This is a genomic window from Paenibacillus sp. FSL R10-2734 (genome assembly GCF_037963865.1).
Classification (GTDB): domain Bacteria; phylum Bacillota; class Bacilli; order Paenibacillales; family Paenibacillaceae; genus Paenibacillus_AQ.
Window position 1 is genome coordinate 2024987 of sequence record NZ_CP150170.1, and the last position, 26890, is coordinate 2051876.

General features: G+C 45.7%; 22 protein-coding genes and 1 other annotated feature. Of the genes, 21 read left to right on the forward strand and 1 reads right to left on the reverse strand.

The annotated features are described in order from the left end of the window. Positions 1-564 precede the first annotated feature (564 nt). The 10 genes from hemB (at position 565) to NSS67_RS08955 (ending at position 16518) form a co-directional block, all read left to right on the forward strand. Positions 565-1563: a porphobilinogen synthase gene (hemB, locus tag NSS67_RS08910; RefSeq protein ID WP_339319220.1), complete on the forward strand. Its 999-nt coding sequence runs from the start codon at positions 565-567 to the stop codon at positions 1561-1563. A gap of 100 nt (positions 1564-1663) precedes the next feature. Beyond that, positions 1664-2950: a glutamate-1-semialdehyde 2,1-aminomutase gene (gene hemL / locus NSS67_RS08915; protein ID WP_339320547.1), complete on the forward strand. Its 1287-nt coding sequence runs from the start codon at positions 1664-1666 to the stop codon at positions 2948-2950. After that, a complete protein-coding gene (locus NSS67_RS08920) occupies positions 2947-3882 on the forward strand; it encodes an RluA family pseudouridine synthase (RefSeq protein WP_339319221.1) in 936 nt (311 codons plus the stop codon). The genes hemL and NSS67_RS08920 overlap by 4 nt, the downstream gene beginning before the upstream one ends. Positions 3883-4975: 1093 nt before the next feature. Beyond that, a complete protein-coding gene (locus NSS67_RS08925; protein WP_339319222.1) occupies positions 4976-6349 on the forward strand; it encodes a LysM peptidoglycan-binding domain-containing protein in 1374 nt (457 codons plus the stop codon). A gap of 146 nt (positions 6350-6495) precedes the next feature. Further along, positions 6496-6778 (forward strand) — a binding site (T-box leader). Between the two features lie 251 nt (positions 6779-7029). Further along, the gene (locus NSS67_RS08930) at positions 7030-9666 is read left to right on the forward strand and encodes a valine--tRNA ligase (protein WP_339320548.1); all 2637 of its coding nucleotides are present in this window, start codon (positions 7030-7032) and stop codon (positions 9664-9666) included. Between the two features lie 5 nt (positions 9667-9671). After that, entirely contained in the window at positions 9672-11048 is a 1377-nt protein-coding gene (locus NSS67_RS08935; protein ID WP_339319223.1) for a folylpolyglutamate synthase/dihydrofolate synthase family protein, read from the forward strand. A 6-nt stretch (positions 11049-11054) separates the two neighbouring features. Beyond that, positions 11055-12431 (forward strand): UDP-N-acetylmuramate--L-alanine ligase, encoded by a 1377-nt coding sequence (gene murC / locus NSS67_RS08940; RefSeq protein WP_339319224.1) that lies wholly within the window; start codon positions 11055-11057, stop codon positions 12429-12431. A 205-nt stretch (positions 12432-12636) separates the two neighbouring features. Then, positions 12637-13794, forward strand: a complete 1158-nt coding sequence (locus tag NSS67_RS08945; protein ID WP_339319225.1) for a diguanylate cyclase — start codon at positions 12637-12639, stop codon at positions 13792-13794. Further along, entirely contained in the window at positions 13763-15019 is a 1257-nt protein-coding gene (locus tag NSS67_RS08950) for a GGDEF domain-containing protein (protein WP_339319226.1), read from the forward strand. The genes NSS67_RS08945 and NSS67_RS08950 overlap by 32 nt, the downstream gene beginning before the upstream one ends. Before the next feature lie 314 nt (positions 15020-15333). Continuing rightward, the gene (locus NSS67_RS08955) at positions 15334-16518 is read left to right on the forward strand and encodes a glycosyltransferase (protein ID WP_339319227.1); all 1185 of its coding nucleotides are present in this window, start codon (positions 15334-15336) and stop codon (positions 16516-16518) included. 91 nt (positions 16519-16609) lie between these two features. Here the strand turns inward: NSS67_RS08955 and NSS67_RS08960 are convergent, their stop codons facing one another. Next, positions 16610-17596 (reverse strand): diaminopimelate dehydrogenase, encoded by a 987-nt coding sequence (locus NSS67_RS08960; protein ID WP_339320549.1) that lies wholly within the window; start codon positions 17594-17596, stop codon positions 16610-16612. 215 nt (positions 17597-17811) lie between these two features. Between NSS67_RS08960 and NSS67_RS08965 the strand changes: the two genes are divergently transcribed. The 11 genes from NSS67_RS08965 to NSS67_RS09015 all read left to right on the forward strand — a co-directional run bounded on the left by NSS67_RS08965 (position 17812) and on the right by NSS67_RS09015 (position 26844). Continuing rightward, on the forward strand, positions 17812-19059 hold the full coding sequence (locus NSS67_RS08965) for an SPOR domain-containing protein (RefSeq protein WP_339319228.1): 1248 nt from the start codon (positions 17812-17814) through the stop codon (positions 19057-19059). Positions 19060-19255: 196 nt separating this feature from the next. After that, entirely contained in the window at positions 19256-19501 is a 246-nt protein-coding gene (locus NSS67_RS08970; RefSeq protein ID WP_060621866.1) for a DUF4321 domain-containing protein, read from the forward strand. Between the two features lie 34 nt (positions 19502-19535). After that, positions 19536-20132: a Maf family protein gene (locus tag NSS67_RS08975; protein ID WP_339319229.1), complete on the forward strand. Its 597-nt coding sequence runs from the start codon at positions 19536-19538 to the stop codon at positions 20130-20132. Positions 20133-20156: 24 nt separating this feature from the next. After that, positions 20157-20846: a DNA repair protein RadC gene (radC, locus tag NSS67_RS08980; protein ID WP_339319230.1), complete on the forward strand. Its 690-nt coding sequence runs from the start codon at positions 20157-20159 to the stop codon at positions 20844-20846. Positions 20847-20885: 39 nt separating this feature from the next. Further along, positions 20886-21920 (forward strand): rod shape-determining protein, encoded by a 1035-nt coding sequence (locus NSS67_RS08985; protein ID WP_042130579.1) that lies wholly within the window; start codon positions 20886-20888, stop codon positions 21918-21920. A 61-nt stretch (positions 21921-21981) separates the two neighbouring features. Next, complete coding sequence (gene mreC, locus NSS67_RS08990) at positions 21982-22860, forward strand: rod shape-determining protein MreC (protein ID WP_339319231.1); 879 nt, start codon at positions 21982-21984, stop codon at positions 22858-22860. Then, positions 22860-23390: a rod shape-determining protein MreD gene (gene mreD / locus NSS67_RS08995; RefSeq protein WP_339319232.1), complete on the forward strand. Its 531-nt coding sequence runs from the start codon at positions 22860-22862 to the stop codon at positions 23388-23390. The genes mreC and mreD overlap by 1 nt, the downstream gene beginning before the upstream one ends. A gap of 80 nt (positions 23391-23470) precedes the next feature. Then, entirely contained in the window at positions 23471-24130 is a 660-nt protein-coding gene (minC, locus tag NSS67_RS09000; protein ID WP_339319233.1) for a septum site-determining protein MinC, read from the forward strand. 5 nt (positions 24131-24135) lie between these two features. After that, positions 24136-24930: a septum site-determining protein MinD gene (minD, locus tag NSS67_RS09005; protein WP_339319234.1), complete on the forward strand. Its 795-nt coding sequence runs from the start codon at positions 24136-24138 to the stop codon at positions 24928-24930. Between the two features lie 215 nt (positions 24931-25145). Then, positions 25146-26009: a M23 family metallopeptidase gene (locus NSS67_RS09010; protein ID WP_339319235.1), complete on the forward strand. Its 864-nt coding sequence runs from the start codon at positions 25146-25148 to the stop codon at positions 26007-26009. Next, positions 26002-26844 (forward strand): M50 family metallopeptidase, encoded by an 843-nt coding sequence (locus tag NSS67_RS09015; protein WP_339319236.1) that lies wholly within the window; start codon positions 26002-26004, stop codon positions 26842-26844. The genes NSS67_RS09010 and NSS67_RS09015 overlap by 8 nt, the downstream gene beginning before the upstream one ends. Positions 26845-26890: the final 46 nt, after the last annotated feature.

Sequence of the window (26890 nt, forward strand, 5' to 3'; positions counted from 1 at the left end):
ACAGTTCCTACTTAGAAATGGGAAATATTGCATTCAGCTCATAGTTAGTTAGATTATAGGTTTGAGTTTGTTCGTAGTTACTAAATGGTTCGTAGTCACTCTTCGAGTTTGAAGTCACTCTTCGAGTTTGAAGTCACTTTTCGAGTTCGGAGTATAATATTTGGTTGTAAACTAATTGGTATGTAGAGAATATGTCAGTAGGTTAATGTGAGCAATGAAAATGTGTGTTTAAGTGCGGATATGTGCTGTGCGGATCAGTAGCCACGTGCCACGTGGTGCAAGTATAGTTTCCGTTCTCGTATGAGATCTGCTTGAGGTTTAGTTGCACTTTATACACTTAAATTCCCTGAATATCAGCTGAAATGATTTTAGTTGTAATATGTGCAATTAAATATGCGCTTAAACAGGGGTTTTCGCTCTTTTGTAATAAATAACTGTAGAGAGTGCAACTAAAGCTTACAGTTACGATAAAACATCAAAATAACTGCACAAACTACAACTAAGCCGCAGTTAGTTAACAATCGAGGGTTTGGTTAGATATTTTATTTTCAGGAGGATGAACAAATGAGCTTTCCTATAACACGTCACCGCCGTCTACGCGGTTCTGCTGGAATTCGCGGCATGGTGCGGGAGACGGTACTGAATGTGCTGGATTTTGTACAGCCTATATTTGTGACTTATGGAACAGGTGTGAAGAATGAGATTAGCTCGATGCCGGGTGTGTACCATTTTTCACTGGATACGCTAAAAGAAGAAGTGGACGAGATTGCCGCACTAGGCATCCCGGCTGTGCTTCTGTTCGGTATTCCTGAAACGAAGGACGCCATTGGCTCTTCCGGTTTCGCAGAGGATGGAATTGTGCAAGAGGCTACGCGCTTGATTAAGATGTGGTACCCCGAGCTATTGGTCGTTGCAGATACCTGCCTTTGTGAATTTACGGATCACGGACATTGCGGGATGGTGCATACACATACGGTGAACGGTGTCGTGCATGGTGATGTCATTAACGATGCTTCGCTGGAGCTGCTGACTCGTACTGCTGTATCTCAAGCTAAAGCTGGTGCAGATATTATCGCCCCTTCGAACATGATGGATGGATTCGTACACGCGATCCGTGCTGGACTTGATGAGAATGGTTTTGAGCATGTGCCGATTATGTCGTATTCGGTCAAATATGCTTCGGCATTTTATGGTCCTTTCCGCGAAGCGGCAGATTCGGCGCCACAGTTCGGAAATCGCAAAACGTATCAAATGGACCCTGCCAATCTGCGAGAAGCGCTACGCGAAGCAGAGTCCGATGTGCTGGAAGGTGCGGACATGCTGATGGTGAAGCCAGCTCTGGCTTACTTGGACGTGATTCGTACGATCCGCGACCAGTTCGATTTGCCTCTTGTGGCTTATAATGTGAGTGGCGAATATTCCATGGTAAAAGCAGCAGCACAGCAAGGCTGGATCGACGAGCAAGCGGTTGTGCTGGAAATGCTGACTGGCATGAAACGCGCTGGAGCGGACATTATTATTACTTATTTTGCAAAAGATGCTGCCCGCTGGCTACGCGGTTAATCTCAATCACGCCGACATCGCTGTCGCTGTATAGGCAGATCCCTTAATACTTATGTAACCAAGAACAGAACAGGAGTGAAGATAGATGAGTAATGTGCCAATGGCGCGTAAAGAGGAAGCGTCCCGGAAGGCTTTTGATGAAGCAAAACAATATATTCCCGGCGGGGTGAACAGCCCTGTTCGAGCATTCAAATCCGTAGGATTGACTCCGATTTATGTGGATCATGGAGAAGGCTCGCGTATTTATGATATCGACGGCAACAGCTTTATCGACTATGTATGCTCATGGGGACCGCTGATTATGGGTCATGCGCATCCTGAGGTTGTAAAAGCATTGCAGGAGACGGCGGTAAAAGGGACAAGCTTTGGTGCTCCGACGTTACTCGAAACAGAAATGGCAAAAACAGTTGTTGAACGTGTAGCATCTGTAGATATCGTGCGTATGGTTAACTCTGGAACGGAAGCTACGATGAGTGCGATTCGTTTGGCACGTGGTTACACTGGACGCAGCAAAATCTTGAAGTTTGAAGGCTCTTACCATGGTCATGCGGATAGTCTGCTTATTAAGGCGGGTTCCGGTGTGGCTACATTAGGTTTGCCGGATAGTCCTGGCGTTCCTGAAGGTGTAGCAATGAATACAATTACGGTTCCTTACAACGATTTGGAGTCGACCCAATTAGCTTTTGAACGTTTTGGTCATGAGATTGCTGCAGTGATTGTAGAGCCGATTGCGGGGAACATGGGCGTTGTACCACCACTTCCAGGATTCCTAGAAGGACTCCGTAAGTTAACTTCAGACAATGGAGCTTTGCTTATTTTTGATGAAGTAATGACAGGCTTCCGTGTCAATCGTGGCTGTGCTCAAGGTCTGTTCAACATTACTCCGGATATCACCTGTTTCGGCAAAGTAATCGGTGGAGGACTTCCAGTAGGTGCTTATGGCGGCAAAAGAGAGATCATGGAGCAAATCGCTCCTACGGGACCGATCTATCAGGCTGGCACACTTAGTGGTAATCCATTAGCGATGGCAGCAGGCTTCACTACGCTGAAGCTGTTGACACCGGAAGTATATGATCGTCTGGAGCAATTAGGTGCGCGTCTGGAAGCAGGCTTGAAAAAGAATTCAATCGAGACTGGTATTCCGCTGACGATTAACCGAGTAGGATCGATGGTCTGCCCTTTCTTCACTGAAGGACCTGTAACTAATTTTGAGACGGCCAAGACTAGCGACACGGATCTATTCCGTCGTTACTTTGGTCATATGCTGAGCCAAGGTATTAGCGTTCCACCTTCACAGTTTGAAGGTATGTTCGTATCGGCTGCGCATAGTGAGCAGGATATTGATGATACCATTGAGGGCCACTATAATGCCCTGAAGGCCCTTTGATTACCGGAGCCGGAGAACGAACCGGTGGTGGAGCTTGGACTAGACGTGGAGAATGGCTGGAAGTAACACCCGGTAGAATCATTACAGGTGCCGAGGACCCTGAAGCTGCGATTGACAAGTGGCTGCTGGAAACCGTAGGCATGCCTGAGAAGCTTCATCTGCGTTTGCGCCGTGAGGGGGGCATTCAGTGGAAGGGAGATCGACTTCGGCTGGCTCTTTTTCCTTACCGTGAAGCGGGCATTGAAACGGTATGGGAAGAGCTTGAGGTGCTGTATGAGGATGATTTCTGCCTCGTTGCCCATAAGCCTGCAGGCATGGCGGTTCATCCGGATGGCAGTGGCTTAGGTGTAACGCTGGATCACCTTGTAGCTGCGCATTATGTCGCTTCCGGTGATGGTGTAGCGGTAAGACATATTCACCGACTGGATAAGGATACAACAGGCCCGGTGATGTACGCGAAGAATGAGTTCGCACAGCTTGTCCTAGACGAGAATATGCGTGAAAAAAGCATCTCGCGGCTCTACGCCGCGATCGTAGAAGGCATAGTGCCGCCTCCGCTTAAGGTGATCGACGCGCCGATTGGGCGCGATCGTCATCATGCGGCGCGGAGAAGAGTCTCGCCCGGCGGACAATCCGCCGTGACCCGAATCACCCAGCGCGAGGCACTGCATGGCGGAAGCCTGGTGCATGTGCAGCTGGAGACTGGCCGGACGCATCAGATTCGCGTCCATCTCAGCCATGTGGGTCATCCCTTGTATGGGGATGCGCTATATGGTGGTCCGGTATGGCCAACCAGCGCTGCCGGCCGCCATGCGCTCCACGGCGAGTCATTGTCCTTCCGTCATCCGTGGAGCGGAGAAATGCTCGAAGTGAGCGATCCGTGGCCAGAGGATATGCTGCAGCTGCGGGAGCTGCTGACTGAAGCGCCTTGATGGCTATGTCATAACCTAAAGAACCGTAGAATCAGCACAGGCTGGTTTTACGGTTCTTTTTATAAACTGCCAATCCACCGGAAATCCTGCATAAAGTACAACAATAGGAGCTCTTACTCACCAATCCACCGGAAATGCTGCATAAAGTACAACAATAGGAGCTCTTACTCACCAATCGACCGGAAATGTTGCATAAAGTACAACAATAGGAGCTCTTACTCACCAATCGACCGGAGATGCTGCAAAAAGTACAACAATAGGAGCTCTTACTCACCAATCGACCGGAAATGTTGCATAAAGTACAACAATGAGGAGTTCTTATTCACCAATCCACCGGAAATGCTGCATAAAGTACAACAATAGGAGCTCTTACTCACCATTCCACCGGAAATCCTGCATAAAGTACAACAAATACAGGGTGGGAGGGAATTTGGATGGTTAGCTACACTAAAGGACATGGAAGTTAATACCCTAAAGGACTCAGATGCAACTATTTGTCCATTTTCAAGCTTTTGGAGCGAGTTGCGGACCCAAGAGACGTTATTCGTCTAAAACAGTGAAGAATTTGAGTGGTTTTGGGTAAATAACGCCCATGAGGTCCGATAGCGTGCCAAAACAGCGGAATTATCGCAATTAAGGACTCTGGAGTCCGCATTCGCCTTTTGTAGTGCGTGAAGCGTTCGCACCACTCGCACCACTCGCACCAGTCGCACCAGTCGTACCAGTCGTACCAGTCGTACCAGTCGTACCAGTCGCACCACTCGCACCACTCGCACCATGTAAACCATTTGTAGCATTTGTAGCCCAAACATCACACTGTACCTATAAAAATAATGCAGATCTTTGGTCATCGAAAGCCGTTTTTTCAGAAAAAAACAATTGTCTATGTCCTATTTGCCAAAGCGGCATATACTACTTTGTTCATGTGTTATTCCCCAAGAAAAATGAACTTAATAAGCATCCTGTCCGGTTAGTGCTACCAAAGTTGTCATGCCATTCTATTTGAAGCATATACATGTGGGGAGTAACATTTTGGGCTTATGCTCTGAGCCTGTCTCAGGGTTAGATTATGCCAAGAAGGAGGACATATCCCGTGTTTGATCAGTCCCATGGCTTGCGGTTTGATATTTATGAACGCATTCACCTATCGGAAGAGCTTCCGGGAATAGCTGAGCTGGAGGAGGTTGAACTACTTCCGGAAATCCAGGTGATTCAGCGGGAGGATCGTGCCGAGTTATATGGTCAGCTGTTGCTTACTGGACTCTACCGGAGTGAAGATGACCGAACGCAGCGTCTGGAGCACGCCATTCCCGTTGAAATCACTGTTCCGCTTACACGCGTCAGCTCGATTGAAGATATTGGGGTGGAGATCGAGAATTTTGATATTGATCTGCTCACGATGCGCACTGTGAATATAACAGGCGTATTATCGCTGCGGGGAATCGGTGGTGCGGAGCCTCAACCACAACCGGCCTGGCAGCAGGAAGAGTATACAGTTGCCTATTCCCCTCTCGGTGATGACAGGGTGATTGAAGCATCGGCAGAGAACCAAGAACATGACAATGATGCGCTTTATGAAAATTCGCAGTGGACCTTTGGTGAGGATGCATCGGAGGTTGCTGTAGAAGAACATGAGCATGCCGGAGCGAATGCAGCTGCATCCGAGGCTGAGCTAGTCTCGAGCGGAGCTGGTCATTCGTCCCCTGTAGTTAATTTCTCATCCGCTCATGAGAAGGACAAGGGCGCGAAAGCTCGGACGCATAGTCTGGATTCGCAATCAGAGGCTTCCAAAGCAGGAATAGCAGATTACTGGTTTAAAGCTGAGTCACAGAATGAGGAAGCTGAGGCATCGCAGCTGAATCAGGTTAGCCAACTGAGCGAAGTGAATCAGGAACAAGAAGCTGAATATGCTTTTGCCTCTAGAGAGACCGTTGTTCCAGCAGCTATTGCTGATGCAGAGCAAGATATCGCTGTATTTGCTTCAGAAACCGAGGCGAAATCTGTGCTTCACGCACAAGAAGAGAATGCTCAGCCGATCAGTGAGAATGCGAACGAAGCCTTTGTTTCACAGGAGACTGTGCCACAGGCAGAGGAGAAGCAAGATCTTAAGATTGCGCTAGGCAGCAAGAAAGAGGCAGAGGTTCCGGCAAAAGAACATCTCACCTTCTCATCGTTGCTCAGCTCTAGTCGATCCCGTAAAGAACAGGAGGCCCTTCTGTCTGAAGGAAATGCATCTGCTGAAGCAATCATTCCAGAGGCTGGAAACAATACAGAGTGGAAGAGCAGATTCATTACCGGAGCAGATGGTGCTAACTTGTTCCGTAAGGTTCGCCTTTGCATCGTGCAGCGTGAAGAAACGCTGGATACGATCGCGGAGAAGTATCAGTTAAGTGCACGGGAGCTTGGGATGTATAATCGTTTGTCTGGGCAGAGTGTAGAAGAAGGGCAAGTGTTGTACATTCCGTAATTGAATTGCGAAGCGTAGCGTACTCACATAAATAGGAGAATCCCGATCGGATAGTAGATCGGGATTTTTGTCATGTGACGCTGTAAAGGCCTACCCAGGTTGACTAGGGATGAACCAAAATGTATTATGGAGTAAGCAATATCTAAACAAAGACTGGGAACGGGAAGAGTAGGCGGTCAGCCCTTCAGAGAGCGGAATGCAAGTGCTGTGACATTCCGTAGGAAACAGCCACCGAAGTCGCCCCGGAGTCGCCCTTCTGAGCTTGTCTTCATAGGTATGAAAGATAAGTTAGGATGGGCCGGTAGCAGCCGTTATCTGTACGAGTGTCGCGCTAAGCTTCTGAACCGTAAGGTGAGAGAAGTGAGGGTTTATTTTTCATTGGCGCGAAACAAAGGTGGTACCGCGAAAGAATGACCTTTCGTCCTTTGAGACGAGGGGTCTTTTTGTTTTCTTCAGAATATAAGAATGTATAAGTTTCACTCCTACAACATTCTTATATTTTTACGAGAAACGGTTGTCATGGGTAAGGACGACAACGTCGTTTCTTCTTAAAAAAACTACAAGTAACCAAGTGGAGGTATTAGAGAATGGCTGACCAAAACAATCTTACAGCGGCAGAATTGCCGAACCTGCAAGATACTGCGGCAGATGCTGCCGCTGCGAATGACTCCAAGAACGATATGCCAACAACGTATGATCCGAAATCGGCAGAAACCAAGTGGTACTCTTACTGGACAGAGGGTGGGTATTTCCGTGCAGGCGGGCGTCCAGATGCGAAAGCATATAGCATTGTAATCCCGCCACCAAACGTAACGGGAATGCTTCATATTGGACATGCGCTCGATTTCACGCTACAGGATATCCTGATTCGTACGAAACGGATGCAGGGCTTCGACACGCTGTGGCTACCGGGTACGGACCATGCCGGTATCGCAACACAGACAAAGGTAGAGCAAAAGCTACGCGAGCAGGGAATTTCAAGACATGATCTCGGACGCGAGAAGTTCCTTGAGCAGGTGTGGGACTGGAAAGATAAATACGCGAACACCATTCATGAGCAGTGGGCTAAGATGGGGCTTTCCCTTGACTATTCCCGCGAACGCTTTACCTTAGATGAAGGGTTGTCCAAGGCTGTACGTGAGGTATTCGTTAAGCTTTACAATAAAGGTTTGATCTATCGTGGTAAACGTATCATCAACTGGGACCCGGCTGCCCGCACGGCGTTGTCGGATATCGAGGTTGAATATAAAGAAGTTAATGGTCACTTGTATCACCTGCGTTACCCACTCAAAGACGGTAGCGGATTTATTACAGTAGCGACTACACGTCCGGAGACAATGCTGGGCGATACGGCAGTTGCTGTTCATCCGGAAGACGATCGTTACAAGGATCTGATTGGCAAAACGCTGATTCTGCCGATTATCGGTCGCGAGATTCCAATTATCGCTGATGATTATGTAGACAAAGAGTTTGGTAGTGGTGCAGTTAAGATTACGCCAGCACATGACCCGAATGACTTCGAGATGGGTCAACGTCACAACTTACCGCAGATTAACGTGATGGACGAGAGCGGTACGATGAATGAAGAAGCAGGACCTTACCAAGGTCAAGACCGGAGTGTGTGTCGTAAGGCCATCACGGCTGATCTTAAGGAGCAAGGTGTGCTGATCAATATTGAAGATCATGTGCATCAAGTAGGACACAGCGAACGCTCTGGTGCCGTTGTTGAGCCATACTTGTCCACACAATGGTTCGTGAAGATGCAGCCACTCGCCGAAGCTGCGATCAATGCACAGAAGGATGGTAACGGGGTTAATTTTGTACCGGACCGTTTCGAGAGAACCTATCTGAATTGGATCGAGAACGTACGCGACTGGTGTATTTCCCGTCAGCTGTGGTGGGGACATCGTATTCCAGCTTGGTATTCCGAATCTACTGGTGAAGTGGTAGTGGCGAATGATGAGGAAGAAGCGCGCCGGATCAGCGGCCTAACCGACCTGATACAGGACGAGGATGTATTGGATACCTGGTTCAGCTCTAATCTGTGGCCTTTCGCAACACTAGGGTGGCCGGATGAGAACAGTGCAGATTTCAAACGCTACTATCCAAACGATGTGCTCGTAACAGGCTACGATATTATTTATTTCTGGGTAGCACGGATGATTTTCTCAGCTCTCGAATTTACTGGAGAAAAGCCGTTCTCTGATGTATTGATGCATGGTTTGGTGCGTGATTCCGAAGGCCAAAAAATGTCCAAATCACTCGGAAATGGCGTAGATCCGCTTGAAGTAATCGAGAAGTACGGCGCAGATGCAATGCGCTACATGATTTCTACCGGTAGTACAGCTGGACAGGATCTGCGCTTCCGCTGGGAAAAGGTTGAGCAGGCGCGTAATTTCGCCAATAAGATCTGGAATGCATCTCGCTTCGCACTTATGAATTTGGAGGGCGTAAGCTTTGAGAATATCGACATTTCTGGTGAGCTAAGTACTGCTGATCGCTGGATTCTGCACCGACTGAACGAAACTTCTCGTGAGATTACGCGTCTAATTGACTCGTACGAGTTCGGTGAGACCGGCCGCCAGCTGTACAATTTCATTTGGGACGATCTTTGTGACTGGTATATTGAGTTCGCGAAGCTGTCGCTTTACGGATCAGACGCCGCGGCCAAAGCTAAGACACAGTCTGTGCTTGCCTACGTACTAGACCGCACAATGCGTCTAATTCATCCGTTTATGCCGTTTATTTCGGAAGAAATCTGGCAACACCTGCCGCATGAAGGGGAGACGATTACCCTGGCTGCATGGCCGGAGTATGATGCTGCTCTAGAGAACCCGCAAGCGGTAGCGGAAATGAACCTGCTGATGGATGTAATCCGGGCCGTTCGTAATATCCGTGCTGAAGTGAATGTACCGATGAGCAAAAAGGTTGAATTGATCATCAAAGCGGGTAATGATGATACACTGAGTATTATCACCCGTAACGACAACTACATTGGACGCTTCTGCAATACGTCTTCTTTCGAAGCTGGCCTGAATCCGGAAACGCCGGATAAGGTAATGTCCGCTGTAGTAACGGGAGCAGAATTGCTTCTGCCATTGTCGGGACTCATTGATATTGAACAAGAAATCGCTCGTCTGGAAAAAGAAGTACAGACGCTGAACAGCGAAGTAGAACGCGTGGAGAAAAAGCTAAGTAATCAAGGCTTCGTGGCTAAGGCTCCTGCTAAAGTTATCGAAGAGGAACGGGCGAAGCAGGCAGATTATTCTGCAAAACGTGAGAAAGTACTTGCCCGCATCGCAGAGCTGAGAGGATAAGAGACATGGATGACCTAAATCGGGGCGGCAGTACCGCCCCTCTTGCGACATACACCGAAGCGGTTGATTGGATCAAGAGCTTAATCCCTTTTGGGATCAAGCCAGGTTTAGATAGAATCGAGATGTTGATGGACAAGCTGGGAAGTCCACATCGTCGGCTGAAATTTATTCATGTGGCGGGTACGAACGGCAAAGGTTCGACTTGTGCTTTTTTGACTAGTGCACTTATACAAAGCGGCTATTCTGTTGGCACCTTTACGTCTCCGTATATTACAAAGTTCACGAATAGGTTCCAATATAATAATACGGACATCCCTGAAGAAACTCTTATCGATTTGGTTAACCAACTGCGTCCATTGGTCCATGAAATTTCGGGAACGGAGTTTGGCTCACCCACGATGTTTGAGGTAACTACAGCTGTGGCCATTCTATTTTTTGCGAACGTCTCTTGTCCTGATGTTGTCGTATGGGAGACAGGGCTTGGGGGAAGGCTGGATGTAACGAACATCGTTACTCCAATTGTTTCTGTGATTACTAATGTCGGTCATGATCACATGGATATTTTGGGAGATACGCTCGAAAAGATAGCAATGGAGAAAGCCGGAATTATCAAGCCGGGTGTTCCTGTTGTTAGCTGCGTATCTCAGCCAGAGGTCGTGGCGGTTCTGAAAGAGAAAGCAGCGGCTTGCCGCTCTACTCTTTATCTTGCTGGAGAAGATTTTAGCTATGAAGCTAATGGAATCCGTGAGGATGTGCAGAATTTTCATTTTAAGGGTCCCTTCCGTTCGCTGGAAGCTCAGATCGTAATGAAAGGTGAGCACCAGATCAGCAATGCGGCAGGAGCCATGATGGTACTTGAGGTTCTGCGCCAGTATATGGCTTTTATGCTTGAGGATGAAGATGTTCTTGAAGGTTTACGCCATGCATTCTGGGCTGGAAGGCTGGAAGAGGTAAGCACGTCTCCAAGGATTGTACTGGACGGTGCACATAATCCGGAGGGCGCGGAGAGTCTTGCTAAAAGTCTGCCTCAGCTCTATCAATACGGTAAATTAAATTTACTTATGGGAATGCTGTCAAATAAGCATCATGAATCCTACTTTAAGCATATACTGCCTATAGTGGATACGCTCATCCTGACCGAACCGGATTTCCAGAACAAAATGGACGCGGAGAATTTGCGGGTTATCGCAGAAAGTCTGCGGGAGAAATATGCCAAGGAAAACTTGGCAATCATAGTAGAACATAATTGGGGAAAAGCGCTGCAGCTACTGAAGTCGATTACAGCGGAGGATGACCTTGGCGTCGTATCTGGTACGCTGTATTTAATCTCTGACGTACGCGGTACACTTTTGCAGCAACCCGATACTGAAAAAGGCTGGTGACGACTGTTGGATACTACTGAACGTGTGCATTTTATAGGGATCGGCGGCTACGGAATGAGCGCGATTGCCCGGGTAATGCTTGAAATGGGATATACAGTTACGGGCTCCGATGTGGCTGCCCAAGAATTAACGGATAAATTGATCGCCAAGGGTGCCAAGATTTATATTGGGCATACGGCGGAACAAGTAAAAGGTGCGGATCTAGTCGTATACTCTACGGCTTTATCTAGTGATAATGTGGAATGGGTGGAAGCTGAGCGTCTTAAGATTCCAATTCTGCATCGCTCACAAATGCTAGCCCGTTTATTGAACGAACGTAAAGGAGTAGCCGTTGCTGGAGCGCATGGTAAAACAACCACCTCCTCCATGATTGCACTAGTAATGGAAGAGTGTGAAGTGGACCCTACGTATATTATCGGCGGAGAGATTATGAACGTCGGTACGAATGCTAAGGCAGGACAAGGCGAGTTTGTAGTTGCGGAAGCGGATGAGAGCGATGGCTCTTTCTTGCACTACCATCCTTGGCTTGGAATTGTTACGAATGTGGAAGCGGATCACCTGGAGAATTACGGCGGAGATTTTAACCGTCTCAAGGCTGCTTACGTACAGTTTATGAACCAGACCCGTGAAGATGGCACTGCAATTGTATGTGCAGATGACGACAACGTGATTGCTTTATTACCTGAAGTGTCAGGTAAGGTGATTACTTACGGCATCAAGTCGAAGACCGCTGATTATATTGCTACAGATATTGTACTTGGCGACCGTCAGGTTTCTTACACAATGAATCATAATGGCGAAGTGCTTGGTCGCATTGAACTTTCAGTTCCTGGACAGTACAATCTTTATAATTCAATGGCTGCGGTAATCGCCTGTTTGAAATCAGGGATTTCCTTTGAGAAAATCGCTGAAGCGATTGTTAAATTCCACGGTGCGAAGCGCCGTTTTCAAGTGCTCGGAGAAGTCGATGACATTCTGGTCATTGATGATTATGCGCATCACCCTACCGAAATTCAGGCAACGATCAGTGCTGCCAAGGCAACAGGAAAACGGATAATTGCGGTATTCCAGCCTCAGCGCTATACACGTACTTTCTTCCTGCTAGATGCTTTCAGCCGTGCCTTTAGCGAAGCCGATGAAGTCATCATCACCGATATTTACTCTCCGGCTGGAGAGAAGCAGATCGAGGGTGTTACTTCTGCGAAGCTGGTTGAGCTTATCGTTAAGAATAGTAATGCGGGCGCAAGACATCTACCAACCAAAGAAGATGTGCTTGCTGATCTGAAGCCTCGTATTGCTCCAGGTGACCTCGTGATTACAATGGGCGCAGGAGATATCTGGAAGGTCGGATACGCACTGGCAGACGGTTTGAAGAAGCGTTAATATTACAATCGAGGCGAATCCGAGAATATTCGTGATTTCTCCTCAATAGCACTTCCCCCAAATTCCCTTCAGATAATCCATGTGTTTATCTGAAGGGAGCTTAGGAGGAAGTGTTTTTTTTGTATGGCGAGCATTTGCCGATATCGTCATAGAGTGCTATAGTGCTGTCTGTAGAGGATTAATTTTTTCCTGTAGGCGGTGACCGATGGGCTTTCAGCTTGATATCAAAACGCTAGTGTATGTATTTATCTTTGGGAATTTGTTTATTTTGCTGCTGATAACTAATTATCGGAGTAACGTCAAAAGAGATACTGCTTCCACATTGTTCATACGGGCGAAGATCGCACAGCTGCTCTTCTGGTGTTCTTTATTATTATGGAATCATATCCCTAGTGCTATAGTCATTGTCCTGAGCAATGCCCTAGTTCTTGTAGGCTGCTGTTTGGAAATTACAGCTTTGCTTCTGATGATGGGTGTGCCAGGGTCCAGAATAAAGTTGTATTATATAACGATTTCCATATCTAGCTCGATTACTTTTTGTATCGTTGCTTTATTTTTTAACAATTCTGGTCTGCGGATCGCTTTCACCTCACTTTGGTCTATATTGTTTGTTATCTATCCCTCTTATCATCTAACGGCGAATAAAAAAGGCACACCACTCCAAAAAATATTGGGCCTTTTATTTTTTGCTTTTGCATTGATCATGCTGGTGCGTGCGATTGTTGCACTGGTCTGGGTACCTGAGATGACGGTGTTCACAACAAATCTTTCACAGTATTTATATTATCTTGGGATGTATTTATTATTGATTGTTGGGGCCGCGGGTTTCATTCTACTCTCTAACGAGCATTCCTATATAAAATTAAAAAGAATAGCTAGCTATGATGATTTGACAGGGATTCTTAACCGCGGGCCGTTCTTTCAGGATGCGGAGTTAATGTTTGAAAAGGCTGTTTTTGGGCAGGAGTACATTTCATTTTTGCAGATGGATTTGGATCATTTTAAAGAGGTAAACGACACTTACGGTCATGACACGGGTGACATGGTGCTAGAACATTTCGCTTCTACGATAAAAGCTAACCTAGAAAATGGCGATTTATTGGGTAGACTTGGAGGCGAGGAATTTGCAGTTATATTATTGGGGCCAGATGAAGAAAGCTGCGACCGGAAAGCTGAAGCGCTGCGCGAGGCTGTAATGCGCGCGTCTACTCAAAAGATCTCTTTGGGCTATACAGTTAGTATAGGTGTAATTACGATCATCCCAGATCTGGAGGACTCTATAGATAAGCTGTACAAGCTAAGCGACAAGGCTTTGTATCAGGCTAAACTAGATGGAAGAAACAGAGTCATTCGATACCGATAGGCTTACTAAGGGTCAGAATTACCGTGCGGAGGTGAAAAACTCGACTATGCATTTAGATCACCAGACACTGCTAGTATGTCTTTTCATATGGCAATTGTTCATGCTGCTGCTTTTTGTGGTGAATCGTTTACGGTATGCGCAGGAACAGACCTCTTCCTTGTTTCTTACAGCTAAATATTTACAGCTAGCGGTCCTGATCCTCTTATTGCTTAAGAATTATATAAATTCGCCAATTAGTCTACCGATCATAACGCTTCTTGCCTTGGCTGGAGGAACGCTTGAAAGCTTGGCTCTTCTGATGCTTCTCAGAGTATTCAGTAGCAAGGTTGAGAGATATTATTCAATTTTATTCGGAGTATCTATTATTGTTGTGGTGCTTATGCATTTATTGATGCCAAAGGATCAACTCATTATTGCAGTTGCTTGTCTGGCTGGAATTCTGATTATAGCTTATCCGGCTTATATTCTATGTTTGAAGGCCATGGAGACTTCACTACAAATAATAATGGGACTGCTGTACTGTGCCGTAATCTTAACACTGGCGGGTAAAGGGTTTGAATCAATGTATCCGACAGTGTTCAGTACAGTTGCTTCCCAGATCTTTAATTCGAGTTTTTATCTCGGGATGTTATTGTATATAGCGTTAGGAACGGCTGGAATTATGCTGCTTTACAGAGAGGATTCTTTTGCAGAAATGGAGCGGGTGGCAACTTATGATGAGCTGACGGGTATTTTGAACCGTAGGACGTTTGTTCAGCGTGCTCGGCCTTTAATTGCCGCTTCTGTGATGAGAAAGACACCCTATTCTTTTTTACTGCTGGATGTGGATCACTTTAAGAGCATAAATGATACTTACGGCCATAACACGGGAGACCATGTGCTGAGTGATCTGGCATATAAAATAGAGCAACAGCTTGATAATGGTGATCTGATTGGAAGATTTGGTGGAGAAGAGTTCGCAGTGCTCCTGCACAGAGCCGATGAAAAAAATAGTGATGTTATTGCTGAACGAATGCGCACAGCCGTTATAGGGTCAATTATTCATGGCGTACCGCTGCATTACACGATAAGCATTGGAGTTATCACGATAGAATCGGGCGAACGCTTTTCTTTGAACAATCTCTATAAACCTTGTGATGATGCATTGTATCAGGCTAAGAAAAAGGGTCGGAACTGCGTCGTTAGAAGCTACGAAAATATTAAAGTGTCTTCCTTTCGTCATTAGGCGAGGAAGGCACTTTTTTTGTTTGCATGTGGAATAGTACATATTACCTAATGATCATATATTTTATGTATAGAAGGTTCATGATCATGTAAATCAGAAAAAATGAGTTTTGATTTGATAATCGTGAAAAATTGGTGATTTATACGGGTTTGTAGCAATGAATATCGAATAAAGTATGAAAGTATATAAAGAATTTTAATCCCTCCCTATAAATCGACAAAAACTTTAAAGGAAATGAGTTACTATTGAACTGCATCTAAAGTTGCAGTGATAAATAGAGAGAATTTATTACCAAAATACAAGGAGCCAGAGTCATGCGAGAAAGAATGCTGTTCCTATCAGCCCAGAATCAAAGTGCAGAGGATCTAGAAGGAGAAATGAGAACAGGGAGTATTCTCGAGATTTTGCTTGGGAAATTTGATATCGATTTGCTGACGTATGCCAGTTCCCATAAGGATATGTCTACAAATGATGGGACTGCGCTAACGGTTCATTACATTAACGGGAGCAATACCTCATGGAGATCCATGCTGCGTCCCTTACATAAAATTCGGAATTTCACTAATCGAACTCATGCTGATAAAGACATGAAGAGCACCATTACGGAACTTTGTAGATCGAATAATTACAGACATGTATTTATATCACATAGCTTGCTGGGAAATAGTATTGATATGGTTCGTAATCTGCTTCCTGAAGCAAGTGTTATTACAGATACATATCGTTTTGAGAGTGGGTTTGCCGCTGGAAAAGAAATTGGAAAGCCGAGCAACGGTAATCCTTATCATAAACTAAATGAAGCTTTGGTTCGGCGGAATAAGCGGAGATTAATGAATAAAACAGGTGTACTCTTGGCGACCTCGGAATGGGATGCCCTTTCATTCAAATCTCTATCCTTTGCGGACGCTCGTAAGGTGCATGTCGTTCCTCATTTCATAAAAATGAATGAATACGACGCTTTTACTGAGCCTGTAGCGAAAGAAAATTCAATAGTTATGCACTGGAATATGAACACCAGACAGGGAATCAAAGCAGCTCAAAGCTTCTTTAAGAAGAGCTACCCTTTGATCAAGGAGCAAGTGCCTGATATCAAGTGTTACATCACCAGTCATGAGGTTCATACGGAAGTGTTGACGCTTGTAAAAGAGGATGTATCGGTCATTATCACTGGACCTTTGAAACCGTCTGCGGATTATATACGTCGTGCTAAAGCGGTTCTAGTGCCTATCCTTGAAGGTTGCGAAGTCTCCAGAAACATTCTGGAATCATGGGCTCTCAAAACACCGGTAGTTACTAGTTCTACAATATGCGAGCGATTGAACTGTGAGCATAACCGTAATATTTTGCTTGCTAATAGCTCTGTTGACGTAGTTGCTAGTGTAATAACGCTGTTAAAGAATCCTGAAATGGCCACGATTATTGCTGATCGGGCACATCGCACATTGCTGAAGGATTACGAAGTGAATTATGTAAAGAGTAAGATTCTTAGTCTTGTATAATAGGTGCGTCTGAGAAGGCTCAGCCTGCTGTATATAAAAAACCCGCGAGGACTTTTCACGGTCCTACGCGGGTTATTTTTCTTGTATGATTTTACAGCAGGTTGCGGCGCAATTCTTCCGGAGATTTCGGAGACAGCATTCCAAGTGGAATATCGAATACTGTACGAGCTCCGCTCTGTCCTTCTTGACTCATGCGCTGAGCGGCTCTGGCATAGGCCACGAGAACACTAGCTGTAAACTCTGGATTGCTCTCCAGCTTCAGGCCGAATTCTACAATCTGCTTCGTGCCTTCCCCTGTTACACCACTGCGAATAACAAACCCACCGTGCGGAATACCGCTATGCTGAGCTGCCAATTCTTCTTCAGTGATGAAAGTAACCGTAGTATCATAATCTGCAAAATAATTCGGCATATTTACGATTTCTTCACGAATACGTTCTTGATCTGCACCTGTCTCAGCCACTATAAAGCACTCTCTAAGGTGCTTCTGGCGAGTGGTAAGCTCTGGTGTTTCACCAGCACGAATGGCATCAATAACCTCTTGTACTGGAACGGTATATTGTACACCAGCTTTAACTCCATCTACTCTGCGGATCGCATCGGAGTGGCCTTGGCTAACGCCTTTGCCCCAGAAAGTGTATTCTTTACCTTGTGGAAGAATCGCTTCTGCGAGCAGACGATTCATTGAGAATAGACCTGGATCCCAGCCAGTAGAAATTACGCTGAGTGTTCCACCTTGTTTAGCTGCGGCGTCAACGGTCTCGTAGAACTCAGGGATTTTGGCATGAGTATCAAAGCTGTCCACAGTATTAAACATCCGGGCAATGGCTGGCGTTTGTTCTGGCAGATCGGTAGCCGATCCTCCGCATAGAATCATAACATCCACTTTTCCCTTATATTGTTCGACGGCAGAGATGTGCTCGAACTTCACACCGGCTTCTCCGGCTTCCAGTTGTCCAGGTTCTCTGCGCGTAAAGATCGCAACTAACTCGATATCTTCACTTTGGTTGATAGCCTTACGTACACCTTTTCCTAAATTTCCGTAGCCTACAATAGCTGCTTGAATTTTTTGTTTCAGAAGAAGCCCTCCTAATCTGTAATGAACTAAAGCTCCATTTCTAGTTTACCTAGTATAGTGTGCACTTTTAGCTCTTTTTATATAGTATATAAAAGTTACATGTAATGTAAACTGAATCTGCATAATCTTTCATAATTCCATAGCTTAAAAATAGCATATCTCTCTATTGTCTATCATATATTTACTTATAGATTAGATGAGGTGAGGTGTAACTGTTGAATAACGGAAGAATGACATTCCGATTTGACGTGAACAAGGACGAGCCTGAACCAAAGCCTAAGGCGGTGGAGCGCTGGTCAAATGGCGGCGGCCTGGGCACAGCTGAAGAGTATGCTGAAGGACTGCGTAAAGAGGTAGGTCCAGCACAGCAAACATGGATTTATGAGCCCGATTTTCGTTCTACGCGTGAGGCACCACCGGAAGATTCCTACGACTATTACTCGGGAACTGTGGATCCACGTCAGGAAGAATGGGACGAACGGGATAAAGATTTTAGATATACACAACAATCGTATCTTCTTTCAGATATGGCTTCGGATAGCAGAGATAAACTAGATAATGTATCGAATGTATCCGCTGGCAGTTACGGAGGCTCCTATCATACCCGGCGTCCTTCTTATTGGTGGAAGTTAGCTCTTTCTGTTACGGGAGCCATTGGTACAGGGCTGCTGCTTGGATATGCTGCACTTTCCTTTTTTTATGGAGGGAATATGGACAATAGCTCTGGAAATGGAATAGCAGATAGGGCAGTTACTTCAGATCAGTCTAGTGGAGCTAAAGATCCGGCTGGTGTAGGCACATCGGGATTGCCGGTTACGGGGACTGAAAATGCCGGGAAGAACAGTATCCCTGTTCAAGTAGCTGCGCAAAGTTATTATCTGCTGCAGTATGGAGTATTCAGTACGCCCGAAGGTGCTGAACAGGCTCGCCAGGAGCTGTTAACCGCGGGTTTGGCCGCGGGTTTGGACCCTGCTGACGGCAATCGTGTTTATGCCGGAATATCTTCAGATCGTGAACAGGCCAAGCTGCTAAGCAGCGGTCTTAAGAATCAGGGGATTGAGCTGTATGTGAGAGAGGTGGCACTTTCAGGGGCGGAACAGCTTGTCTACTCTGGAAATGCAGAGGAAGTGAAGAACTATTACTCTGTGAGTGGGCAACTTCTCAGTGAACTAAGCAGTCAATCCGCTTCTCTACTAGGCGCTGGTCTGACGGATACGGCAGCAAATACCTCCGCTGTGAGTGATCTTCATCTGCAATGGAGTGAAGCTATTAAAGTGCTGGAGCAAAGCGTATCTCCTGAAGCTAAGAGCATTTGTGTAGCGCTAGAGAAATCTATGAGCCAAGGCATTTCAGCATGGAGTGAATATAGTAAGAACAAGGCGCAGGGGCTTCTCTGGGAAGTGCAAGAATCGATGCTAAGCTTCTTGACTAGCCAGAAACAGCTGCTATCTGCAATGAATTGAATGATGGATTGGTGACTCTAAAGACAGCAAGCCTCCGAATTCTGGGGGCTTGCTGTTTGGTATGGAGGATAGTATCGCTCCGCAACTTTTAGAGCAAATGGTGGTAAACATTACCGTAAGGGATTTTACGTTTGTATTGATCACAATTTCACCGTATAATAATTAGGGTGTCAAAAAATGGCGAGGGAAGACTGAGATGAAGAAGAAAAATGTAGGAACACTGCTGTTATTTCTAATTCTAGGCTGGCTGGCTGGAGCCTGGATCGCCAAGCTACTGCAGCCGGTAAAGGCTCTTTCTTTTCTAACAACATCGACTGTGCTTAAGTGGTCTCCGCGAGCCGATTTGGACATCATAACCTATGACATCACTATTCATTTGAAATTGTGCATGCTAAGTCTCATCGGTATTATTACAGCTGTATGGCTTTACCGAAGACTGTAACTCTCGTTACTGATCAAGAAGGGACGTTTACAACGTGGACAACTCACAACTTATTATTTTAGCCTCAGGTTCACCGCGTCGACGAGAGCTTTTGTCTTTACTGGGCTTGCCTTTTGAGGTCATTACCAGCGAAGCTGATGAAAGCACACCACCGGACTTTACGCCAGAGCAAATCGTGCGCAGTCTGGCTTTGCGTAAAGCAGAGGCCGTAGTAGCTGCTGTAGGAGAGCGTAACGCAGTAATCGTTGGAAGTGATACGATTGTTGTGTTAGATAACACTGTGCTAGGTAAACCGATGGACGAGCTGGACAGCAAAACGATGCTTACAAGACTTCAGGGCCGGAATCATAAGGTATACACGGGTGTAGCCTGTATTGGACTTCCACATGGAAAGACTATAGTGGAGCACCGTGTTACTTCCGTAACGATGAGAGCAATGACTGATGAAGAAATTGCTGCTTATATAGCTACGGGAGAGCCCGCTGATAAGGCTGGTTCTTATGCGATACAAGGGCTTGGCTCCACCTTGGTGGAACGAATTGAAGGCTGTTATTTCAATGTTGTCGGATTGCCGCTGTCGCTTCTTGGCGAAATGCTGTCCGAGTTCGGTATAACTGTATTGAACCGGTAGGAAGCTTGGGAAAGAGGGATAGGGATGGAGTCGCAATCACTTATGCTGCGGGACCTCCCCCATGAAGAACGACCAAGAGAGCGCATGATGCATTATGGGGCGGAATCATTAAGTCAAGCGGAGTTGTTAGCCATTCTGCTGCGTACGGGAACACGCCGTGAATCGGCTATTCATATTGCACAGCAGATGCTGGGGAAGATCGGTGGCCTACGTGGGCTGGTTGACCTTAGCATCGAAGAACTGACCGAAATCAAAGGTATCGGCCCTGCCAAGGCCGTGCAACTAAAAGCAGGCATCGAACTTGGAAGGCGCCTCGCGAACTCCAGGTTTTCTATGCCGGTCATTATCCGTTGTCCAGAGGACGCTGCGGAGATTCTGACCGAGCAGTTGCGTTATTTGCAGAAGGAGCATTTTGTCTGCCTGTTTCTGAATACGAAGAATCACGTGATTGGACAAGAAACTTTGTCTATGGGCAGTCTTAACGCTTCGATTGTTCATCCTCGTGAGGTATTCCGAGCAGCTATAAAATGTAGTAGTGCCTCTATCATATGCGCACATAATCATCCTAGTGGTGATCCAACGCCTAGTCCGGAGGATATCTCCTTGACCTCAAGACTGCTTCAGGCAGGTGAGATTGTCGGAATAGACGTGTTAGATCATCTAATTATCGGTGATAGCAGTTTTGTAAGCTTGAAAGAAAAAGGACACATGTAATATAAATGTGAAGATTTACTTAGGAAAAGGAGAATTAGCATGTTGGGTAGTTTTACGAAAGATTTAGGAATTGACTTGGGGACAGCAAATACGCTTGTCTATGTACGCGGTAAGGGGATCGTTGTAAGAGAGCCTTCCGTTGTAGCCATTAACACTGACACTAAGACGATTGAAGCCGTGGGTGAATCCGCTAAAAAAATGATCGGCCGCACACCAGGAAACATTCGTGCGATCCGTCCAATGAAGGATGGAGTTATCGCTGACTTTGATACAACGGCTACCATGATTAAATATTTTATTCGTCAAGCACAGAAACAGCGTTCTATGTTCCAACGTCATCCTAATGTAATGGTCTGCGTACCATCCGGCATTACTGCTGTAGAGCAACGTGCTGTAGAAGATGCTACTAGACAAGCTGGTGCTCGCGAAGCTTACATTATCGAGGAGCCTTTTGCTGCAGCGATCGGTGCAGATCTGCCGGTTTGGGAACCAACAGGAAGTATGGTTGTTGATATCGGCGGAGGTACAACTGAAGTCGCTGTAATTTCACTCGGCGGTATTGTTACTAGTCGTTCTGTACGTGTTGCGGGTGATGAAGCGGATGAGTCTATCATTCAGTACATCAAACGTCAGTACAATCTGATGATTGGTGAACGTACTTCGGAACAGCTTAAAATGGATGTGGGTTCTGCCCTGCCACTTGAGAAGGCTGAGACCATGGAAATTCGCGGACGCGATCTCGTAACGGGTCTGCCTAAGACACTTACAATCACTTCTGACGAGATCTGTGAGGCGTTGTCCGACACAGTGAATTCTATTATTGAAGCTGTTAAAGTAACTTTGGAAAAATGTCCACCGGAGCTTGCAGCAGATATTATGGATCGCGGGATTGTCTTAACAGGTGGAGGCGCCTTGCTTCGTAACTTGGACAAACTGCTTGCACGTGAGACTGGAATGCCAGTTATTGTTGCTGAGAACCCTCTTGATTGTGTAGCTATTGGAACAGGAAAGGCGCTTGAAAATATTCATTTGTTCAAGAGTCGCAGCAGTTCCAGTCTTCGCTCTAAGAGATAAGCCTATGTATTGCCACTTGTGTACGTCAACCCTGTTATGGGAGAAATACTGTTGTTAGAGGGTGTTGAAACTGTTTAAACTCTTAAGCAATAAACGTTTGTTTATTCTGTTGATTACACTGGTGCTGTTCATTGTGGTGATGGGCTTCAGCTTGGCATCAAGGAGCAAATTGTCCTGGCCGGAGAATTTTCTTAGAGATACGACTGGTTTCGTGCAAAAAATGTTCTACAAGCCCGCTGGATATGTAGCGGGCTTGTTTGAAGATATCGGAAATCTGAAAGATCTTGCTGAGGAAAATGAGCAACTGAAGATTCTAGCTGCCCAATATGCGCGTGATAAAGCCCAGTATAACTTCATTCAGGCACGGAATGATTCGTTGGAGGAAAAATGGAAGTTTACTGAAGAACAGAAGAAATTGTATAAATATGATTATCATATAGCGCAGGTAATAAGCCAGACTACAGAACCAAGCAATAGTACAATTGTAATCGATTTAGGTTCAAAGGATGGCGTTAGACCAAATATGTCCGTAATTTCTGTTGAAGGTTTGGTGGGCGTTATAAGCCAGGTCAGCAATTTCACTTCTACTGTGAAGCTTATGACCATGATGGATACCAATGATCCTAATTCCCAGCCGCCTATTGCGGCAACTGCCTTAAATAAAGAGGGGAAGTCTTTTGGTATGATTGAGAGCTATAATCCAAAGACAAATAGAATGCTGATGACTAAAATTCCACCGGGCGATCCGATTGCAAAGGATGATGTAATTGTTTCCTCCGGAATTGGGGGATTGTATCCGCGAGGATTGACCATCGGTACGGTTGATAGCGTTGAGGTTGGTGAATTTGGATTAACCTCTACAGCAGTGATTAAGCCTTCAGCAGAATTTCAGGACTGGAAAGAGCTGATTGTTGTTTATACGGAGGAGCGTGCTGAATAGTGAATATGCGCAGATCTGTTCTTATTCTGTTACTGTTCCTCTTATTTATTCTGGAGGGAACCATTCTGCCTTGGCTGATTCCAGATGTTTGGCAGATGCGAATTATTCCGAATCTAGTGTTTGTTGTATTATTGTTCGTGGCTGTATATCATCATCGTCATTCAGCACTTTTGCTGGGTCTAACTTTCGGAATGTTACATGATGTCGTTTTTTATGGCAGAATTCTAGGAGCACATTCTTTTGCGATGGGTCTGTCGGCGTATTTAATCGGCCTTCTGTTTCAGACTCCACGTGCTCCACTGCCTCTTATGATGACTGTGATTCTGCTCGGAAGCTTACTAGAGGATAGTGTGTTATTTGGTATTTATAGTGTATTCAATCTCAATCAGGAACCCTATAGCTGGGCGATTTTGGATCATATGCTGCCAACGATGCTCTTTCATTTTGCTATCGCTCTGATCCTCTACATACCGCTAAGGCGCCAGCTTGAGCTGATCAAGAAAGAGAAGAGTAAAGAGGAAGCGGCATAAAGAGGCTTTCATTTTCTTTCTTTATAAAGCAGGAATTTAAGGGGCCCGGCACGAATGAATGAGGATAGGGGGCCAGGCATATGACAGTAAAATCCAAGCATGTAAGGATTAAGGGCATCAAGGATGGCCTGATATTCCTGCTAGACGACAAGTGTCCCTTCGAAGATCTTCTGAGCGAGCTTCGCTATAAGCTGGAGCACAGCCATCAAAATATTTTGACTGGACCGATTGTGCATGTGGACATTAAGCTGGGCAATCGTCCCGTAACTGAGGAAGACAAGGAAGCTGTGCTGGAGATTCTGAAAGGACAGGGAAACCTACTGATTCGTTCCATAGAGGCGCTTCCAGTGCCCGGCAGTGAGGATAATGACGCGTTGTTTCTTATGAGTGGAATTCTTCGTTCCGGTCAGGTGCTGCACCATGAGGGCAATCTTTTATATCTGGGGGATGTGAACCCGGGAGGTACCATAACCTGCTCAGGCGATATCTATATTCTAGGATCACTTAGAGGTATGGCGCATGCTGGAGTAGATGGTAATGAGGAAGCGATTATCGCTGCTTCTTTAATGTCTCCAACACAATTGCGAATTGCTGATATTATCAGTCGTCCTCCCGATGAGTGGGAAACCCGAGAAAGCAGTATGGAGTTTGCATATTTAACGAACGGAGCTATGCAAATCGATAAAATTCATAATCTAGTCAAAGTACGTCAGGATTTAAATGTGTTTAAAGGGGTGTAGCCTCCATGGGAGAAGCGATAGTCGTAACCTCGGGCAAAGGCGGAGTTGGCAAGACAACCACAACAGCCAATATTGGAACCGCACTTGCACTGCAGGGCAAAAAAGTATGTCTCGTCGATACCGACATTGGACTGCGTAATCTGGATGTAGTTATGGGGCTTGAGAATCGTATTATTTATGATCTAGTGGATGTAGCAGAGGGACGTTGTCGACTGAATCAAGCGCTCGTTAAAGATAAACGCTTTGATGAGTTGTATATGTTGCCGGCGGCACAAACGAAGGATAAAACAGCTGTCTCTCCTGAACAAGTAAAAGATATCATTCTTGAACTGAAGAAGGAATATGAATATATTCTGATTGATTGTCCAGCAGGGATTGAACATGGCTTCCGCAATGCGATAGCTGGTGCGGATAAAGCGATCGTGGTTACCACACCAGAGCATGCCGCTGTGCGGGATGCGGATCGTATTATCGGACTGCTCGAGCAGTCGCATGTGGAATCGCCAAAATTGGTGGTAAATCGTATTCGCCCAGGTCTTGTAAAGTCTGGGGATATGCTTGATATTGAGGATATTTTACAGGTGCTGAATATTGATCTTATCGGAATTGTTCCGGATGATGAACTGGTTATTAAAGCCGCTAATAGTGGAGAGCCTACAGTTATGAATCCCGATTCGTCAGCAGCTATTGCCTACCGCAATATTGCACGTCGAATTTTAGGTGATGCTGTACCGCTAATGCAGCTTGATCGGAAACCGGGAGCCTTTAAGAAACTCAAGAAATTTTTCGGTATGGCTTAATTTTGCACCAAGCAATCTTACTATAGAAGCATAAACGGTCCCACCACTAGAGAAATCTATGGGTGGGATTTTTTTTTTTTGAAATATTAGAAAGTAATTGGTTTTCACCTACACGTTTCTAGCATTAAAGTGCTCCGCTTTGGTCGGGCTTGTTCTAAAGAGACTTCCGTGCTTCATAAAATGGAAGTAAAACAAGCCCGTCCGGAGGGATAAATATGGATCTGAAATCAGATATCAAGAATCGCCGCAAGGATCGTATTCGTAGTTTGCTGGAGGAAATCCCGGATATAGAAACGGCGGAGGTGCCTCCGTTATTCGTTATGCCCGAAAAGAGTACGAGCTTCAAGGAGTGGGGAACGGGATTTAAGAAGAATGAGGGGCAATCATCTATAGAGCCTGACCCAGAAGTGATGTGGAAAGAGAGACGCGGGGGCTGGGAGGAACCTGGCGGAGGAGGTTCTAATTTTTCTTCCGGTTTTATTCGACGGGTTGTAGCCAGTGTGCTTGTGTTTGGAGCGGTATGGGGGATATTTTCGGTTCACCAGCCATGGTCTTATAAAGTTCAAGCTTTTATTAGTGATGCCTTGAGCAATGACATGGATTTCATAGCAGTACGTGTCTGGTACGAGGAGAATTTTAATGGTGCACCGGCGTTCATTCCGATATTTGGTGACAAAGATGAGCCTTCTCAAAAGGCAGCAGCTCATCATGACCTTAGCGCTCCGGTAGCCGGAAGCATTGTTCAGCCATTTGCTTCTACGCTAAAAGGTGTGGAAATTATGCCTCAAATCGATTCAACCTTAAATGTGACGGTGAAGAGTATAGACATGGGACGTGTTCTTTCCATCTCCAAAGAATTGGACGGTGGCATTCGAATTGCGGTTCAACATTCTGGAGGAATCACAGCAGAATACGGGCATTTAAGCGGCACCAAACTGGAGATTGATGACTGGATTCAAAGTGGAGATGCACTCGGATGGATGCTGGAGAAAGAGGGATCCTCAGCTCCTACGCTGTTTTTTGCAGTGATGAAAGACAAGACTTATATTGATCCTACAGAAGTGGTATCGTTTGATTAGGATCTTAGGAATTGACCTGTCACTTCATCCATTGTTCGTAATCATTATGTTGCTCTCTGTACTCACGGGACAATTTCTGGAGCTGCTTACTTTATTTACGATTGTCCTCATTCATGAGTTAGGACATGTCGTAGCGGCCCTTCTTGTTGGGGCTACAGTCAAGTCGGTTCAGCTTCTTCCGTTTGGTGGAGTTGCGGTGATTGAAGATCATGGGCGGCTTACAGCTAGTCGTGAGATTGGCATTGCACTTGCCGGTCCACTGCAAAATGGCATCATGATTGTTATGGCTCTTGGTCTCCAGCAAGCAGGCTACGGCAATCAGGAATTTTTAACCTATTTTATACATGCCAATGCCATTATTGCATTGTTTAATCTTTTACCTGTGCTGCCACTTGACGGAGGAAAAGTACTTCAGGCTACAGTTAGTCTATTCCTTCCTTACTACTATACTTTGCTGTGGAGCGGACGCGTGAGCATTGCTGCAAGCATTCTTGTGATTGTTTATGCGCTGTTGCCCCTTGGGGCGGGTGGAGGTCTGAGGCTGAATATGATCATGATCGGTGCTTTTCTACTGTATTCAAATCTCACGGATCATCGGAATTTACCATACAGATTCGTTGCATTTTTGATGAATAGGGAGGCTGTTTATGAGTATCATTTGCGGACAGGAAGTGTGGCTCGTCCAATTGTTGCCTTATCTGCGAAACCTTTAGACGCTATATTGCGTCTATTTAAACGTAATCAATATCATTTTATTTATGTGTTAAACGGCAAAGGCAATGTTGTTGCTGTTGTGCCGGAACAGCGCTTAATATCTACTTACTTCGGAATGTAGTGTATTTACGCAGAGAATGAGAAGAAATGAATGAACGAAACCAGAG